General features: G+C 51.4%; 21 protein-coding genes. All 21 read left to right on the top strand.

Annotation, left to right across the window (positions count from 1 at the left end):
• Positions 1–9: 9 nt before the first annotated feature.
• Positions 10–627, top strand: a complete 618-nt coding sequence (gene plsY, locus MHI45_RS06680) for a glycerol-3-phosphate 1-O-acyltransferase PlsY (RefSeq protein ID WP_076109865.1) — start codon at positions 10–12, stop codon at positions 625–627.
• Complete coding sequence (locus MHI45_RS06675; protein WP_076109864.1) at positions 620–1,660, top strand: NAD(P)H-dependent glycerol-3-phosphate dehydrogenase; 1,041 nt, start codon at positions 620–622, stop codon at positions 1,658–1,660. Before plsY ends, MHI45_RS06675 begins: the two co-directional genes overlap by 8 nt.
• A gap of 66 nt (positions 1,661–1,726) precedes the next feature.
• A complete protein-coding gene (locus MHI45_RS06670; RefSeq protein ID WP_038594530.1) occupies positions 1,727–2,002 on the top strand; it encodes a stage VI sporulation protein F in 276 nt (91 codons plus the stop codon).
• 161 nt (positions 2,003–2,163) lie between these two features.
• A complete protein-coding gene (locus tag MHI45_RS06665; protein ID WP_038594528.1) occupies positions 2,164–2,343 on the top strand; it encodes a DUF2768 family protein in 180 nt (59 codons plus the stop codon).
• Positions 2,344–2,419: 76 nt separating this feature from the next.
• Positions 2,420–3,040 carry a hypothetical protein gene (locus MHI45_RS06660; RefSeq protein ID WP_076109863.1) on the top strand — a complete coding sequence of 207 codons (621 nt, stop codon included), beginning with the start codon at positions 2,420–2,422 and terminating at the stop codon, positions 3,038–3,040.
• A gap of 28 nt (positions 3,041–3,068) precedes the next feature.
• Complete coding sequence (locus MHI45_RS06655) at positions 3,069–3,437, top strand: 2Fe-2S iron-sulfur cluster-binding protein (protein ID WP_076109862.1); 369 nt, start codon at positions 3,069–3,071, stop codon at positions 3,435–3,437.
• Between the two features lie 23 nt (positions 3,438–3,460).
• A complete protein-coding gene (locus tag MHI45_RS06650; protein ID WP_256718061.1) occupies positions 3,461–4,240 on the top strand; it encodes a DUF3939 domain-containing protein in 780 nt (259 codons plus the stop codon).
• Positions 4,241–4,684: 444 nt separating this feature from the next.
• Positions 4,685–6,163 carry a stage IV sporulation protein A gene (gene spoIVA, locus MHI45_RS06645; RefSeq protein ID WP_038594524.1) on the top strand — a complete coding sequence of 493 codons (1,479 nt, stop codon included), beginning with the start codon at positions 4,685–4,687 and terminating at the stop codon, positions 6,161–6,163.
• 376 nt (positions 6,164–6,539) lie between these two features.
• The gene (locus tag MHI45_RS06640; protein WP_019909963.1) at positions 6,540–6,812 is read left to right on the top strand and encodes an HU family DNA-binding protein; all 273 of its coding nucleotides are present in this window, start codon (positions 6,540–6,542) and stop codon (positions 6,810–6,812) included.
• 269 nt (positions 6,813–7,081) lie between these two features.
• Positions 7,082–7,330: a trp RNA-binding attenuation protein MtrB gene (mtrB, locus tag MHI45_RS06635; protein WP_038594522.1), complete on the top strand. Its 249-nt coding sequence runs from the start codon at positions 7,082–7,084 to the stop codon at positions 7,328–7,330.
• Positions 7,331–7,437: 107 nt separating this feature from the next.
• Entirely contained in the window at positions 7,438–7,977 is a 540-nt protein-coding gene (locus MHI45_RS06630) for a hypothetical protein (protein WP_076109861.1), read from the top strand.
• A 114-nt stretch (positions 7,978–8,091) separates the two neighbouring features.
• On the top strand, positions 8,092–8,961 hold the full coding sequence (locus MHI45_RS06625; protein WP_076109860.1) for a heptaprenyl diphosphate synthase component 1: 870 nt from the start codon (positions 8,092–8,094) through the stop codon (positions 8,959–8,961).
• 3 nt (positions 8,962–8,964) lie between these two features.
• Entirely contained in the window at positions 8,965–9,717 is a 753-nt protein-coding gene (locus MHI45_RS06620; protein ID WP_038594516.1) for a demethylmenaquinone methyltransferase, read from the top strand.
• Entirely contained in the window at positions 9,710–10,585 is an 876-nt protein-coding gene (locus MHI45_RS06615) for a UbiA-like polyprenyltransferase (RefSeq protein WP_038594514.1), read from the top strand. Before MHI45_RS06620 ends, MHI45_RS06615 begins: the two co-directional genes overlap by 8 nt.
• Positions 10,582–11,184: a UbiX family flavin prenyltransferase gene (locus MHI45_RS06610; protein ID WP_038594512.1), complete on the top strand. Its 603-nt coding sequence runs from the start codon at positions 10,582–10,584 to the stop codon at positions 11,182–11,184. The genes MHI45_RS06615 and MHI45_RS06610 overlap by 4 nt, the downstream gene beginning before the upstream one ends.
• Positions 11,185–11,187: 3 nt before the next feature.
• Positions 11,188–12,048 carry a menaquinone biosynthetic enzyme MqnA/MqnD family protein gene (locus MHI45_RS06605; RefSeq protein ID WP_038594509.1) on the top strand — a complete coding sequence of 287 codons (861 nt, stop codon included), beginning with the start codon at positions 11,188–11,190 and terminating at the stop codon, positions 12,046–12,048.
• Positions 12,045–13,013, top strand: a complete 969-nt coding sequence (locus MHI45_RS06600) for a polyprenyl synthetase family protein (RefSeq protein ID WP_076109859.1) — start codon at positions 12,045–12,047, stop codon at positions 13,011–13,013. The genes MHI45_RS06605 and MHI45_RS06600 overlap by 4 nt, the downstream gene beginning before the upstream one ends.
• Positions 13,014–13,135: 122 nt before the next feature.
• Positions 13,136–13,579 carry a nucleoside-diphosphate kinase gene (gene ndk / locus MHI45_RS06595; protein ID WP_076109858.1) on the top strand — a complete coding sequence of 148 codons (444 nt, stop codon included), beginning with the start codon at positions 13,136–13,138 and terminating at the stop codon, positions 13,577–13,579.
• A 27-nt stretch (positions 13,580–13,606) separates the two neighbouring features.
• Entirely contained in the window at positions 13,607–14,407 is an 801-nt protein-coding gene (locus tag MHI45_RS06590; RefSeq protein ID WP_038594503.1) for a CheR family methyltransferase, read from the top strand.
• 98 nt (positions 14,408–14,505) lie between these two features.
• Positions 14,506–14,667 (top strand): hypothetical protein, encoded by a 162-nt coding sequence (locus MHI45_RS06585; RefSeq protein WP_179091700.1) that lies wholly within the window; start codon positions 14,506–14,508, stop codon positions 14,665–14,667.
• A 199-nt stretch (positions 14,668–14,866) separates the two neighbouring features.
• Positions 14,867–16,036 carry a chorismate synthase gene (aroC, locus tag MHI45_RS06580; protein WP_076109857.1) on the top strand — a complete coding sequence of 390 codons (1,170 nt, stop codon included), beginning with the start codon at positions 14,867–14,869 and terminating at the stop codon, positions 16,034–16,036.
• The last annotated feature ends 1 nt before the right edge of the window (position 16,037 follow it).

Here is a 16,037-nt window from a genome sequence, read left to right as displayed (position 1 = left end):
AGAAGAGTAGTGGCGTTTGAACTTCTGGTGATCGTTGTAAGCTATTTGCTTGGCTCTGTCAGCTTCAGTGTATTGCTCGCCCGGCTGCTCAAAGGTATTGATATCCGTCAATACGGAAGCGGCAATGCCGGAGCGACCAATACGCTGCGTGTGATGGGGAAAGGACCGGCAATACTGGTGCTGGTTCTGGACGTACTGAAGGGAATTGCCGCAGTTTGGCTCGGAACCTGGGCTGGCGGCTGGGGAACCTGGATCGCGGTGGCTTGCGGGGTCGCAGCCATCATCGGGCATAATTGGCCGCTCTACTTTCACTTTCGCGGCGGGAAGGGCATTGCGACTACAATTGGCGTAATGGCTACGCTTTGTTTTTGGCCTGCGCTGATTGCAGGGGTCATTGCCATCCTGGCCATCGTTATTACCCGATTTGTGTCGCTGGGCTCCCTGATTTTTGTTGCGCTTACCCCGGTATTCCTGCTGTTTACCGAATTTACAACGCCTGAATTGTGGGGAAGCCTTATCATTGCAGTATTCGCTTTCTGGCGGCACCGCAGCAATATTGTGAAGATCTCCCAGGGAAGAGAGAATAAAATCGGCGCTAAAGTCAAGGAGGGGAATCGCGTTGTCTGATAAAGTAACCGTGCTGGTCGCGGGCAGTTGGGGAACTGCGCTGGCTACTGTGCTGGCGGCTAACCACTCGGAGGTTTATCTATGGACACGCAGGTCCGAACAGGCTGCCGAGATTAATGAGGCTCACACGAATGAGCATTTCTTGCCCGGGATTTCTTTGCCCGCTAATATCATCGCAACTACGGATATGGAGACAGCGGTCTCCGGTTCCAAGGCGGTGGTTATTGTTGCCCCGTCCTCCGGAATGCGCCAGGTCGCCCGCAGCCTCAAACCTTTCTGGAAAGAAGATATGCTCTGTGTACATGCTACAAAGGGCTTCGAGACGGAATCCATGAAACGGATGTCCACCGTCATTTCCGAGGAGCTGGGCTGTGATGAAGGCCAGGTGGTTGTTCTGTCCGGACCTAGCCACGCCGAAGAGGTGGTGCGCCTGTGTCCTACAACGGTTGTGGTAGCTTCACCGGACGACAGACGCGCTACAGAAGCACAAAGTTTATTTATCAACAATGATTTCCGTGTGTACACCAATCGAGATCAGGTAGGTGTTGAACTGGCCGGAGCCCTGAAGAATATCATAGCGCTTGGGGCAGGTCTGTCTGACGGTCTGGGCTTTGGCGATAATGCCAAGGCGGCATTGCTCACCCGCGGTCTTGCCGAGATTTCCCGCGTCGGTGTCGAGCTGGGTGCCAATCCGCTGACCTTTGCCGGTCTGGCTGGACTCGGTGACCTTGTGGTAACAGCCACGAGCCAGCATAGCCGCAACTGGCGTGCAGGTTCTTTGCTTGGCCAAGGGAAACCGCTCTCTGAAGTGCTGGAGTCCATGGGCATGGTCGTTGAAGGGATACGCACCACGGAAGCCGCATACGCTATTTCGCTTAAGCTGGGCGTGCAGATGCCAATCACTGATCAGATCTATCATGTGCTGTTCAAAGGCAAAACGCCGCGCAGCGCCGTCGAGGCCCTGATGGGACGCGACCGCAAGACGGAGATGGAAACGATCTCGCAGGAAACTTGGGAGCAGTGGCATTCCTGATCACGTTCACCTTTTGACGGGGATCCTCATATGTTGTAATGGGGATTGACGGAGGAGGGATGAAAAGTGAGCAAAGATTTTTCCAAGGATGCATTGAACGCCATCAATAAAAAAGCGGGCAAAAACATCACACCAGGTGCTGTCCAAAAGCTGGCCAGTACGGTCAAACCGGGAACAATGCAGAATGAAGCCCAGCTCCGCCAGTTAATTAAGCAGGTGTCATCAATGGCGAAGGTACCGGTCAGCGAGGCTACGGTGCAGGATATCATCAACGCTGTCAAAAAAGGCGGCGCGAATTCGGGCACCATGGAGTCTTTAATGAAAATGATGCTGAAAAAATAGCATTAATCTTCGCGGAGCAAAGAGCAAATGATCCGGAATCAGTCCTGATTCTGTGATCTTTTGCTCTTTTTTTTGAACCCTTAGACTTAGTAGGTTTCATGCCGTAGTCTTCATGATATAATAGTCGCAATCAAATATTGCCGGATGGAGGCGGTTTGTCCATGGATCCGATGACGAAAATGTGGTTGTCGCTAATAGCGATTCTGGTAATGGGATTGTCCGTATTTCTGATAACCTTTGCGCGCAGCAAGACAAAAGGCCTGCTGAGAGCTATATTATCAATAGTTGCTTTTGTCATTATGCTGATCGGGCTGTTGGGCGGAGCCGCTTCAATTATGTAAGCATTTACAATAAATTCAGGCAGAATGTTCTTGGAAGAATCGCTGGACTTTTTTTGCAGGAATAGGACGTGAGTAGATGGCAGATTCGGGAATTCCCTACATATTGGAGGCAGCGCTAGCCTCTATATCCGAGGTGTTAAGCCTGAGCTGGCTGGAGAAGCCGCCTGTATGGCTGCTGGGAGGAAGCTGCGGGCTTCTGCTGCACGGAGTGCAGCTGAATGCCCCGCCGCGCGACATCGACCTCTACGCCGATCTGGAGGATGCCGAAGTACTTCATTCGGCTCTGAGCAGTTATTCGGTGGACGGAGGTCCGGAAGAAGATTATAGCGGAGGCTGCTATTCGCTGCGCAGCCGCTATCGTATCGGTGATGCGAGGGTAGAACTGGTATGCGGTTTTCAGATCGGCTCCGGCACGCGCCGGTATGCCGTGGATGTTCAGCTGCTTCTGCCGCATGCACTCATCCAGGATTTTAACGGTATCGGCTATATGCGCCTGATGCCTGCGGCTCACGAGCTGGTGTTTAACCTGCTGCGGTGCAGGGGAGACCGGTGCAGTGCTATTGCCAATTTTATGAAAGTCAATCTGGCTGGTCATTTACCACTGCTGCAGCAGCTAGTTCTGGAGAATGGACTGGATGAAGCCTTTGGGCTGCAATTGGAGACACTGCTCGGAGTGTCGACGTCGATAGAGATTTAACAAGAAAGCAAAGGAAGGAAGCTATGTCATGAAGCCGCAAAAAGGATGGACTGTCACCTTCCAGCCTGAAGGACGAAAAACAGTAGTGCAGCACGGGGTAACCCTGCTGGAAGCTGCGCGCAAAGCGGGAGTGGTCCTGCCTACACGCTGCGGAGGCAAAGCCGGTTGCCTGATGTGCAAGGTGACGGTCCCACAGGAAGAGGCTGCTGCCCTTCGGCCGCCGGGGGATGCCGAGCGGCGGAAGCTTGGCGGCTTGCTGGATTCAGGCGTCCGTCTGGCGTGCCAGGCAGCCGTCTGGAACGATTTGAGCGTCGTCGTTCCCGAGGACCCGCTTAAAGCCGCAGTGCGGCGCAGACTGGAAGCAGCGCGTCGTGGAGAAGAGGACGGGCTGTGGTAATCTTGTGAAGTAACTTTCGGAGAATGCTGGAGCAGAAAGGGGCGGACGGAGTGCTCTTCACAGATGGGCTTAAGACATCCGGAATCAGAATGGGCTTGCTGCTGGGAATAAGCTTGCTGCTCTTTGTTCTCACGGGCTGTATGTACCGGGGAGAACAGAACCAGCCTGCGGGCAATTTCCGCGAGAGTGTCAAGCGGGTTCAGGCGGCAGTGGATGATTATCAGCAGGAGGAAGGTTTGCTGCCGATCCTAAATAGCGAGGAATCTACTCCACGCTATGAGAAATTCGTAATTGATTTGGAGAAGCTGCGCCAAAAAGGCTATTTGGATGAAATTCCGGCTGCTGCCTTTGAGAAGGGCGGCAGCGCCTATTTTCTTATCTTGGATGAAGAAAGTGATCCTACCGTGAAGCTGATGGATCTCGTTACCGTGCAGAAGGTAAATGATGTCTCCCGCCAGGTTAACCGCTACAAATCAGCGCATGGAGGTGCACTCCCGGCAGGGGAGGAACGGTATCCGGGCTTCTTCACCATTGATTCCAAAAAGGCGGGAACGGCGTCTATAACGCTGAAGAGCGTCTATTCCGGACAGCCGCTGGAGTTTATCATGGACAAGAACGGTGACGTGTATGTCGACTACAGCTTTGATATTATGTCTGCCATCGACAAGGAAGGCGCAACACCTGCGGCCAATCAGGATCTGCGGATTGAGCTGGAGCAGGCTTCTTATTATGTACCGGTGAAGTCGTTGCCGTATTTGTGGATTGAGGGACTGCCAGTTCCTCAGCCTCCGGACAGTCCATAGACGTTTCAAACCGATAGCAGTTCCAGAAGTTATTCTGGGGCTGCTTTTTTGTATTTTCCGGTGCTTCTGTGGCAGCGGCCACATGAAAGGAGATAGGTAGTTCTACTTGCTACTCCGCGCTCATATGATTGATGAGAAGACTTCCGGGCGTCGTGACGCCCTGCGGGGGTGCAGAACCTCATTTCGCAAATTACTATACAAATTGCGCAGCTGCGGGTCATAAATCCGTTCCGGATACATATGATGATACTAGTCCAAATGCATGTCCGAGCATTCGGAGTTTAGCGCGGGGCAAAAGTGTTCCGCCCTTAAGCAGCAGCTAGGCTTCGGGCGGACATACGAAAGTCCGGTGGATGTCCTGCAAGGGTCAGATTGCCGGCGGAACGCGAAGTCGATGCTCTTCAGGCATTTTTTCTTCGGAGTAATATGAGGAGGGGATCTCTTTTGGAAAAAGTGGATATTTTCAAGGACATTGCCGAGCGTACCGGCGGAGACATTTATCTTGGCGTCGTCGGCGCGGTTCGCACGGGGAAATCGACGTTCATCAAACGCTTCATGGAGACGATTGTCTTGCCGAACATCACCAGCGAGGCAGATCGGGTAAGGGCAGTGGATGAACTTCCGCAAAGTGCAGCGGGCAAAACCATTATGACAACTGAGCCGAAGTTTGTACCGAACAACGCGGTGCAGATCAAGGTTGCGGAAGGGCTGGAAGTGAATGTCCGGCTGGTCGACTGTGTAGGATACGCTGTGGAGGGTGCAAAAGGGTATGAGGATGAGAACGGCCCTCGCATGATCTCCACTCCTTGGTTTGAGGAACCGATTCCTTTCCAGGAAGCGGCGGAAATTGGCACGCGTAAGGTGATTCAGGAGCATTCCACGCTGGGTGTAGTTGTGACTACAGACGGCACGATTGCTGAAATCCCGCGGAACTCTTATATTGATTCCGAAGAGCGGGTCATTGCGGAGCTGAAGGAAGTAGGCAAGCCGTTTGTGCTTGTGATCAACTCCACCCGGCCGCGCAGTGAAGAGGCACAGCAGCTGCGCAGTGAGCTGGCCCTTAAATATGATATTCCCGTTATGACGCTTAGTGCCGCGAATATGACGGAAGACGATGTGACCGGTGTGCTGCGTGAAGTGCTGTATGAATTCCCGGTCCATGAGGTGAATGTGAACCTGCCTAGCTGGGTGATGGTGCTGGGAGAAAACCACTGGCTGCGCAGCAGCTATGAGAATTCCGTCCGCGATACCGTGAAAGACATCCGCCGCCTGCGTGATGTTGACCGGCTGGTCTCCCAGTTTACGGAATATGATTTCATCGATAAAGCAGGGCTTAGCGGAATGAACATGGGCCAAGGTGTGGCCGAGATTGACCTGTATGCGCCGGAAGAACTGTATGATCAGGTTCTGATGGAAGTGGTAGGGGTTGAAATCCGCGGAAAAGATCATCTGCTGCAGCTGATGCAGGACTTCTCCCATGCCAAACGCGAGTATGACCGCTTCTCCGAAGCACTGGAAATGGTCAAAACAACCGGCTACGGGATAGCCGCCCCTTCACTCGCGGAAATGGCTCTAGATGAGCCAGAGCTGATCCGCCAGGGCTCGCGTTTCGGGGTTCGCCTGAAGGCGACAGCACCTTCGATTCATATGATCCGCGTGGATGTGGAATCGGAGTTCTCGCCGATCATCGGCACGGAGAAACAGAGCGAAGAGCTGGTGCGCTATCTGATGCAGGACTTTGAGAATGACCCGATCAAGATTTGGGAGTCGGATATTTTTGGCCGCTCGCTGCATTCGATTGTGCGCGAAGGGATTCAGGGCAAAATTGCCATGATGCCGGATAATGCCCGCTACAAGCTGCAGGAAACACTTGGACGGATCATCAACGAGGGTTCAGGCGGCCTGATCGCCATCATTTTGTAAGGCATATTTCATAACAAAAAGAGAGCAGGAATTTCCGGCTCTCTTTTTGTTGTGCCGGAGTGGGGGCAGATGACATCCGATGAATTCCCCTCCGTACTCTTTTTACACGGAAATGCTTCTCTACTTTATGGTTAATAGGAATTTCTGCCATTAATAGTCTCTCATTTTCGGCCTAATTAAGGGTTTAGTAGATACTTTCTGCTCCTTTTTTGAGGAACGCCTTGAAATTATGGATGGGCTGTATTACTATAAGTTTGTTGCGCTTCTAGGAAGAAGGGCGCCAGTATCTAGCAATAAACGGGATTATCACGTATATTTTGCGTTGAAACGGAAACAGTGTATGATACCGGAAATTTACCCAGGGAGGTGAGAAGACATGAATAAATCAGATTTGATCAACGTAGTAACAGAAGCAACTGAACTTCCCAAGAAAGATGCTACTAAAGCGGTAGATGCCGTTTTCGAAGCGATCACAGGTGCTCTGCAAAGCGGCGATAAAGTACAACTGGTTGGATTCGGAAACTTTGAAGTGCGCGAACGTTCCGCACGTAAAGGCCGCAACCCGCAAACTGGTGAAGAAATCGAAATTCCTTCAAGCAAAGTACCGGCATTCAAACCCGGTAAGGCGCTTAAAGACGGAATCAAATAGAGATTTCTACATATCGATCCTATAGTCTTCCGAGTTACAACTATGCCGCCCTCCAAGGCGGCATTTGTTTTTGCAATCTTTATCCGCAATTGCTTAGAGAAAGCGTATACTCACACAAAATTAAGCGAACGCTTCCGAAGCCAGTTTTGTACGAAGAGATTTCTAGGAAGTAAATGCTCACAAAACTTAAGCGAATGCTTCCGAAGCTAGTTTTGTACGAAGAAATTTCAAGGAAGCAGATGCTCACAAAACTTTTAGGAGGATCAAAGATGACCGAGAAGAATAATGGCGTTAGCCCTGCACCGTCAGGCAGCGAGTACATCGTGGTGAAGGCCAAAGAGAACGGCGTTCAGGTAATCGGGCTTACCAGAGGACTGGATACGCGCTTTCACCACACGGAGAAGCTGGACAAAGGCGAGGTGCTGATCGCTCAATTCACCGATCATACCTCAGCTATGAAAATCCGCGGCAAGGCGGAAATATGGAGCAAACACGGACAACTGGAGAGCGAAAGCTGAAAAGCAGGCATAGCCTGCTTTTTTTCAAAATATAACTAAGTATAGGCAAGTCTGCAGGATCGTATAAACGCACGGCAAGGCGGAAATTATGGATAAGGGGGCAGGTCATGAACCGGGGCTGGCTAATCGGAACTGTATTGCTCGTGACCACGGCTTCTGCCGTAATTCTGCCGAAGCTGGCGGAGCTCGAACCTTCCTTGCAAAGGCAGCAGGGAGTAGTGGAAACCTTCAGCGGTGCGAATACGATTCTCGATAATGATAATCTTGTAGATATACTGAACGGGATCCCCTTTACCCTGTCCATCGATAGCGTTGACTTTGAACAGAGTGTCTTATCACTGGATCTGAAGGTAACCGGCAATAACCACGAGCCCCAAGAACTGTATCAGAATATGGCTCAGGCGATCTCCTTTGCTTTCCAAGACACGGAGAATGTCGATCAGCTGCTCCTGCGCATCGTTGCCGAGGACAAATGGCTGGACACCCGCCGTCTATTGCTTGCCGGGGATATCAGACGCATGGAGTGGTCGCTTCAACTGCAGCAGAAGCTGGAGGCGTCCGGGAATGATCCGCTGCCAGATGCGCTCAAGAAAGGCTTCCGTATTCGTGAAAGCGAGCTGTGGAAAAGGCAGTTCATTTATCCCTAATGTGGGTAAATGAAACTAGAACGCCCCAGAGTGCGTGACAAAAAAACATGTGATATAATAGACAAGATTGTGAACAAAGATATTGTCATAACGTCAATGGCTTCGGAGGCTGAAATGAAACCGTACCGCATACCACAACTTGCTAAACCCTACACCGACTACGATATGATTCAGCGGCATACGGAATTACCGCCGTTTTCCGATGGGCGTGGTCATTTGTTATATATTTTTCTGAATCACGGCACCCCGGACGGTGCGCAAAACGGTGAGCTGTATACTCTGGTAACAGCACTTGTGCAGCTAGGCCTTGATACGCATGAGAACATCGATATATCCCTTGAAGAACCAGGGGGAGACCAGATGCGTTCCCGTCAGCTCAAGGTGCTGGCCGGCGATTACTTCAGCAGCTGGTTTTACCATTTGCTTGCGAAACGTGAACAGATCGAGATGGTGGGCATCTTAAGTACGGCCATTGCCGACTTTAACGTGATGAAAGCCCATCTTTACGGCAAAATGAAGGGGATGCTGCTCTCCGCTGAACAATACCTGCGGCACACGGTACAGCTCAATATGCGGCTGTTCCTTTCTTTTACACCGATGATTGAGGAGTCGCTCACACAGTTGTGGGAGAAGCTGCTGGCTGAATTCAGCCACTGCGAGACCTTATGTCTGGAACTGCGGCGGTCTGGTAATCCGGCAAGTGCCCGGGAAGGCTATTGTTACTGGAAGGTGATGGAATTAGCCACAGAAGAAGAGCGGCAGCTGCTGGATGAGCAGAATCTCGATCTGAAGGATTGGAAGAAGCTCAAGCTGAAATATAAATGCGATTCCCTGCTGACCGACAAGCTGCATGGGTCGCTCCAGTCCATACAGGGACTGCTGAAAGACATTAAGGACGAGCACCTGATCAGCGAGCTTAGCTCCGCGCTTGACCACTTTCTCCTGCAGACGAAAATTTCCGGACAAGCGGCCGTGGAGGGGTAGAGAATGACTATAGAGAAAACATCAGCTTTGGGTGACCAGGGCGTCAAACCGAAGGAACAATTTGTACACTCCGTATTTGAGAGCATTGCCGGAAAATATGACCTGATGAATGATATTCTAAGCTTCCGCCGCCATAAAGCGTGGCGAAAGTTCACGATGCGCAAGATGGGCATGAAGCGCGGTGATTCCGCTGTAGACTTGTGCTGCGGCACCTGTGACTGGAGTATTGCCTTGGCTGATGCCAGCCAGACCGGAAGTGTTATCGGGCTTGATTTCAGTGCAGGCATGCTGGAGGTAGGCCGCCGCAAGGTGGAAGAGCGCAAACTGCAGGACCGCATTTCACTGGTCCAGGGCAATGCGATGGACCTGCCTTTCGGTGACAACAGCTTTGATTATGCGACGATAGGCTTCGGACTTCGCAATGTGCCTGATCTCGTTCAAGTGTTGAACGAAATGAAGCGTGTAGTGAAGCCGGGAGGAATGGTTGTCTGCCTCGAGCTTTCCAAGCCGATGAAACAGCCGTTCAAAGGCATTTATTATTTTTATTTTCAGCGTGTACTTCCGCTCCTTGGGAAACTGTTTGCCAAAAGATACGAGCAATATAAATGGCTTCCCGAATCATTGGCCCTATTTCCGGACAGAGAGCAGCTTGCGGTGATTTTCCGTGAAACCGGTCTTGAGCAAGTGGAATCCTATCCCTTGACCGGCGGCATCGCAGCATTACATATTGGGCTCAAGGAGAACTGTAATGTTTAAAAAAGTCGGCGTTTTTCTGCAAATGATCAAGTTTGAACATACTGTTTTTGCATTACCCTTCGCATTTATGGGCGCATTGCTCGGTTCAGTTGTCATGTTCGGCACACTCCCTTCCTGGGCCCAGATCGGCTGGGTTGTTATCGCCATGTTTGGCGCCCGCAGCGCGGCCATGGGCCTGAACCGGCTGATTGACCGGATCAGTGACGCCAAGAATCCGCGGACCGCAGGAAGAGCGATTCCCGCAGGGTTGCTGAAGGTTGGAGAAGTAATAATCTTTATTGCGATCTCATTCTTTTTACTATTCTGGGCTGCTTTCAAGCTTAATCCCTTGTCGGCGAAATTGCTGCCGATCGCTGTTTTTCTCCTTGTTTTTTATTCCTTCACGAAGCGATTCACCTGGGCCTGCCATCTGATACTCGGGCTAACCATCGCCTTGGCTCCGCTTGGGGGCTGGGTTGCCGTCACAGGCACTGTGGACTGGACAGCCATGATCTTTTATTTCACAATTGTGTTTTGGACTGCGGGTTTTGATATTATCTATTCCTGCCAGGATGTTGAATTTGATACGAAGGAAGGCCTTTACTCCATTCCAGTCCGCTTTGGTGTTCCGCGGGCGCTGGACATTGCGAAGGTATTTCACTTTCTTACGGGCATCGGATTCGTTTCGCTCCTATTTATCACCGATTTAAGCTGGTGGTATGTAGCAGGGATGCTGATTGCTTACATCATTCTTTTTTATGAGCATCACATTGTGTCTCCGAGTGACTTAAGCCGCTTGCAGACTGCGTTCTTTACCATGAACGGGGTGCTAAGCATCGTGGTGTTCTCATTTACTTTGATTGACCTGGTGGTGCAGTTTTACAAATGACAGAGCAGAAGCCTAAAAATTTCGTTGTAGGAATTACCGGAGCGAGCGGAGGTATTTACGGCGTTCGTCTGACGGAAACCCTGCTTTCATTGGGGTATACGGTCCATCTCGTTGTGAGCAATGCGGGCTGGCGTGTTTTTAAAGAGGAGCTTGGCTTTGCCGCCTCCGACCGGGAAGGCTTTCTGAACGAAAAGTTCAGCGGCTATCCCGGTTCTCTGCTTTATCATAAAGTACAGGACATCGGGGCATCGATCGCCAGCGGCTCCTTCCGCACGGAAGGGATGATTATTATGCCTTGCTCCATGGGTACACTGTCTGCTGTGGCGCATGGCAGCTCCGATAATTTGATGACAAGGGCTGCCGATGTCATGCTGAAGGAAGGGCGCCCCTTGGTCCTCGTCCCCCGGGAGACACCGCTGCATGCCATTCACCTGGAAAATATGCTGAAGCTGTCCCGGCTGGGCGTCAAGCTGATCCCGGCAATGCCGGCCTTTTATTTTGGCCCGGTCAGCATGGATGATCTGATTAACTTTATGGTGGGCAAGGTGCTGGACAGCTTTAACATTGAGCACACTTTATTTCGCAGATGGGGGGAATGAGGGATGGTCAATTCGCAGCATACCGTTATCGGTAAAATCAGCTATACCAACTCATGGCCGGTATTTCACAATTTCCACCCCTCTTCGTTAAGTTATCCTGCAGAGATGGTGAGTGAAGTGCCTGCCATTCTTAATCAGGGCATGGCTGAGGGCACCATCCACGTAGGTGCATTGTCTTCCTTTGCCTATGCAGCAGCCAGTGACCGTCTGCTGCTGCTTCCGGATCTATCCGTCAGTTCGGAGGGACCGGTCAAATCAATTCTGCTGTTCTCTCGGATGCCTGTTCAGCAGCTTGGAAACGCCAGGATTGCCGTAACTAATACCTCCGCAACATCGGTGAATCTGCTGAAGATTCTGATGGAGAAGGCCGTTCATGGCAAACCGGAATATATCAGTGCAGAGCCTGATCTGGATCACATGATGGATCAGGCGGATGCCTGTCTCTTAATCGGCGACAATGCGATCAAAGCCTCGTGGCAGAATCAGGGCTACATCGTTACTGATCTGGGTGAACTGTGGAATGAGTGGACTGGACTCAGCATGACCTTTGCCGTCTGGGCGGTAAACCGGGAGGCAGCGAACAGTAAGCCTAAAGCGATTGCCGAGATTGCCGAGGCCTTTGCGGAAAGTAAAAGACGCGGAATCCGCGAACTCGCGCCAGTTATTCGGGAGGCGTGTATGGCTATCGGCGGAACGGCTGCTTACTGGGAAGGATATTTCCGTAATCTATGTTATGACTTTGGGGAAAGGCAGCAGGAAGGTCTGAACCTCTATTTCCGCTACGCCTATGAAATGGGCCTGCTGCCGCAGGAAGTGAAGATGGAGCTTTGGAGCCACAATCTGCTGACACGGGTGAAAGAATGAAACGAATGCAAATATTCGGTTTGCTGAACAAGGATATGGATCTGATCGAAAAAGAGCTGTACCGCAGCGTTCAAGGCGATGATGGTCTGCTGACAGAGACTTCCCTGCATCTGCTGAAGGCGGGCGGCAAACGTCTGCGTCCAGTATTTGTGCTGATGGGCGGCAAATTTGGCCAATATGATCTGGAGAAGCTGAAGCGTGTAGCTATCCCGCTTGAGCTCATACATAGTGCTTCGCTCGTTCACGATGATGTGATCGACGATGCAGAGCTGCGGCGTGGAGAGCTTACTGTCAAAGCGAAGTGGGGCGACAAGATCGCCATGTACACCGGGGACTATATTTATGCAAAAGCGCTCGTTATGACTTCGGAGCTGAAAAATCCCCGCATCCACCAAATCCTCTCCAAGGCGATGGTGGAAATGTCCATCGGAGAAATGGAGCAGATCCGTGATTTCTTCAACAGCGAGCAGAGTGTGCGCCATTATTTGCGGCGGATCCGCCGCAAGACAGCATTGCTCATCGCGATCAGCTGTCAGCTAGGCGCGCTGGCAGCTGACGCGGAGCCGGAGACAGCCCGGCTGCTCTATAATTACGGATACAACGTCGGTATGGCGTTTCAGATCCGTGATGATCTGCTCGATCTTTCCGGAACGGAGAAGCAAATCGGCAAACCTCCGGGCAGCGATATGCGCCAGGGGAACATTACACTTCCAGTGATCTACAGTCTTGAGGACGCCCGGCTTCGCGATTCGCTGCTGGAGGAACTGAAGCTTATCCGTGAAGGGCAGCGCAGTGTGGGCCGGGCCATTGATCTGATCCTGTCAGGAGAAGGTATTGCCCGCGCAGAAGAGCTGGCTTCACGCTATATAGCCAAAGCACTGGCGGCGCTGGATGAGCTTCCGAACAACAAAACAAAGCGCAATCTGCGGGATATTGCATTTTTTGTAACAGGCAGAGCCTATTAGACTTCGCTCCTCTTTGAAATATAAGCGTTCACAGATGACCGGGTTTCTGATAATATCAGAAAATATACCACTTGAATTCGCAGCGATGTACTAACCTATTCATAAAAATGGAGAGTGACTCTATGGAAAAAACGTATCTGATGATCAAGCCGGACGGAGTACAACGCGGATTGATCGGGCGTATTGTCGCCCGCCTGGAGGACAAAGGATTTAAGCTGATTGCCGCGAAGCTGATTACTGTCACAGAAGCACAGGCCAAGAAGCACTACGCAGAACACGAAGGTAAAGATTTCTTTCCTGAACTTGTGGGCTTTATCACCTCCGGTCCTGTGTTTGCCATGGTGTGGGAAGGCGATGATGTAGTGGCGCTGTCCCGTCTGCTGATAGGGAAGACCAAGGTAGGCGAAGCGTTGCCGGGTACAATCCGCGGCGATTTTGCCAGCCATACACCGCTTAACCTTATTCATGGATCGGATTCACCGGAAAGCGCTGAACGTGAAATTGCCAATTTCTTTGCTCCGAATGAACTGGCTCACTACAACAAAGACATCCAGGCATGGATGTAACAACAGGCGGGAGGCAGGAGAAGTCATATGGCAGAACGTGAACAGATTGAAGCAGCAGATCCGGATTACACCGGGTTTATCCATAACGTCAAGCAAAGTACCGGAATCGATCTCGCCCAGTACAAGGAAGCACAGATGAAACGGCGTTTAACTACGCTGCGGATGAAGAACGGCTATCATTCATTTCAAGATTTTTATGCCGCAATGATGAAGGACAAGGCTTTATTTTATGAATTTCTGGACCGGATGACGATTAATGTCTCGGAGTTCTGGCGCAATCCGAACCGCTGGGAAGTCCTGCGGGATGTCATTCTGCCTGATTTGCAGCGCTCGGGACGCCGGTTGAAGCTATGGAGTGCCGCCTGCTCCACCGGGGAAGAGCCATATACGCTGGCGATGATTTTATCCGACAAAAATCTTCTTTCCCAGACCGGTATTCTGGCTACTGACATCGATGATGGCGCTCTGGCCAAAGCAAAGCAGGGCCTTTACTTGGAACGATCCTTAAAGGACGTGCCAAAAGATGTAGCCGCCCGTTATTTCGCGCCGGAGGGACCGGTGTTCAAGGTCAGCGAGTCACTCAAAAAAAGTATTGATTTCCGCAAGCAGAACCTGCTGCTTGATAAGTTTGACGAAGGGTTTGACCTGATCATTTGCCGGAATGTGATGATCTATTTCACAGAAGAGGCTAAGAATAAGCTCTATCATAAGTTCTCGGACAGTCTGCGCCCGGGCGGATATTTGTTCGTGGGCAGTACGGAGCAAATCTTTACACCTGCGCAGTATGGCTTTGAATCGACGGAAACGTTCTTCTACCGGAAGAAATAGTGCTGCACCGCCCGATCTGGTAAACGTATACTTTCGCTTCTTTTCAGAGATACTGAATAGTAGATACCCGTACGCTATGTGAAAGGTCGTAAATCCAGATGGACAAAAGCAAGGTCATTGCCGCGTACAGACGCGGCTTCCTTACCGTCCGCGAATGCGGGCAGATTCTCGGCATTGAGGAGCTGCAGCTGCAAAGCCTGCTGCAGCTTGAGGAGAGCAAGACGACATTGCCTCCGTCAAACCGGAGGATCGGGGGCTGATCAGAGGCTCTTGACCCCGGACGCTCAGCAGCGCCGCTTTTACTCGGAAGAGTATGGCGGCGCTGTTCTTTTATGGATGAGGGGCACCTGATTAGAGGCCATCCCTTTCTTGTCAAAGCGGATTCCCTATACTATAATGAGCAAAGACATTTAAGATTTTAGCGGTTTACAGTTTAAAAGTGTGAAGGGGGAACGCAGCATGAGTTTACGCTATTTAACAGCGGGGGAAACGCACGGCCCCCAGCTTACAGCAATTATTGAGGGACTGCCCAGCAATTTGACACTTAATTTTGAAGAGCTCAATTTTCAATTGCAGCGGCGCCAGAAGGGCTACGGCCGTGGCCGCCGGATGCAAATCGAGAAAGATACCGCACAGATTGTCGGCGGTGTACGCCATGGCTCTACGACAGGAGCTCCTGTAGCGCTGGTAGTAGAGAACAAGGACTGGACACACTGGAAGAACATTATGAATATCGAACCGATTCCCGGCAGCGACGAAGAGAAGCGGCGGGTGAACCGGCCGCGTCCAGGGCATGCGGATTTGAACGGCGGACTGAAATATAATCTTACCGACCTGCGGAATGTGCTGGAACGCTCCAGCGCCCGTGAAACGGCAGCAAGAGTAGCCGTAGGCGCTGTGGCCCGGCAGCTGCTGGCCGCTTTCGGAGTGAAGATTGCCGGACAGGTTATCCGGATCGGCGAAATTGAAGCACCGGCCAACAATCTTCCGGTTGATGAACTGATCGAGCTGACCGAAGCCTCCTCTGTGAGAGTTGTTGATAAAGAGACCGAACAGAAGATGGAGGCTTACATAGACAAGATCAAGGAGGAAGGCGACTCCATCGGTGGAATCGTGGAATGCGTCGTTGAAGGATTGCCTACCGGTCTTGGAAGCTATGTGCAATACGACCGTAAGCTGGATGCAGCTATCGCCGGAGCGGTAATGTCGATCAATGCCTTCAAGGGTGTTGAGATCGGTATTGGTTTCGGGGCAGGCGAACTGCGCGGCTCACAGGTCCATGATGAAATTATGTATGAAGCCTCACGAGGTTACTACCGGGCAAGCAACCGGCTGGGCGGCTTTGAGGGTGGCATGACGAACGGAATGCCGGTTGTTGTCCGCGGAGTGATGAAGCCGATACCTACACTTTACAAACCGCTGCAAAGCGTTGATATTGATACCAAAGAGCCTTTCACCGCGCAGGTGGAGCGTTCGGATGCCTGCGCTGTTCCGGCAGCTTGTGTTGTGCTGGAGAATGTCGTGGCTTGGGAGATTGCGAAGGCATTCCTGGATAAATTCGGCGGCGATTCTCTGGAAGAAATCAGAGCCAACTATAATAATTACTTATCCCAACTGGAGAGCTACTGAT

This window comes from Paenibacillus sp. FSL H3-0321, from assembly GCF_038002865.1.
Lineage (GTDB): Bacteria > Bacillota > Bacilli > Paenibacillales > Paenibacillaceae > Paenibacillus_AQ.
The sequence above is the reverse complement of the archived record's forward strand: the minus strand, read 5'-3'. Positions and strand labels throughout refer to the sequence as shown.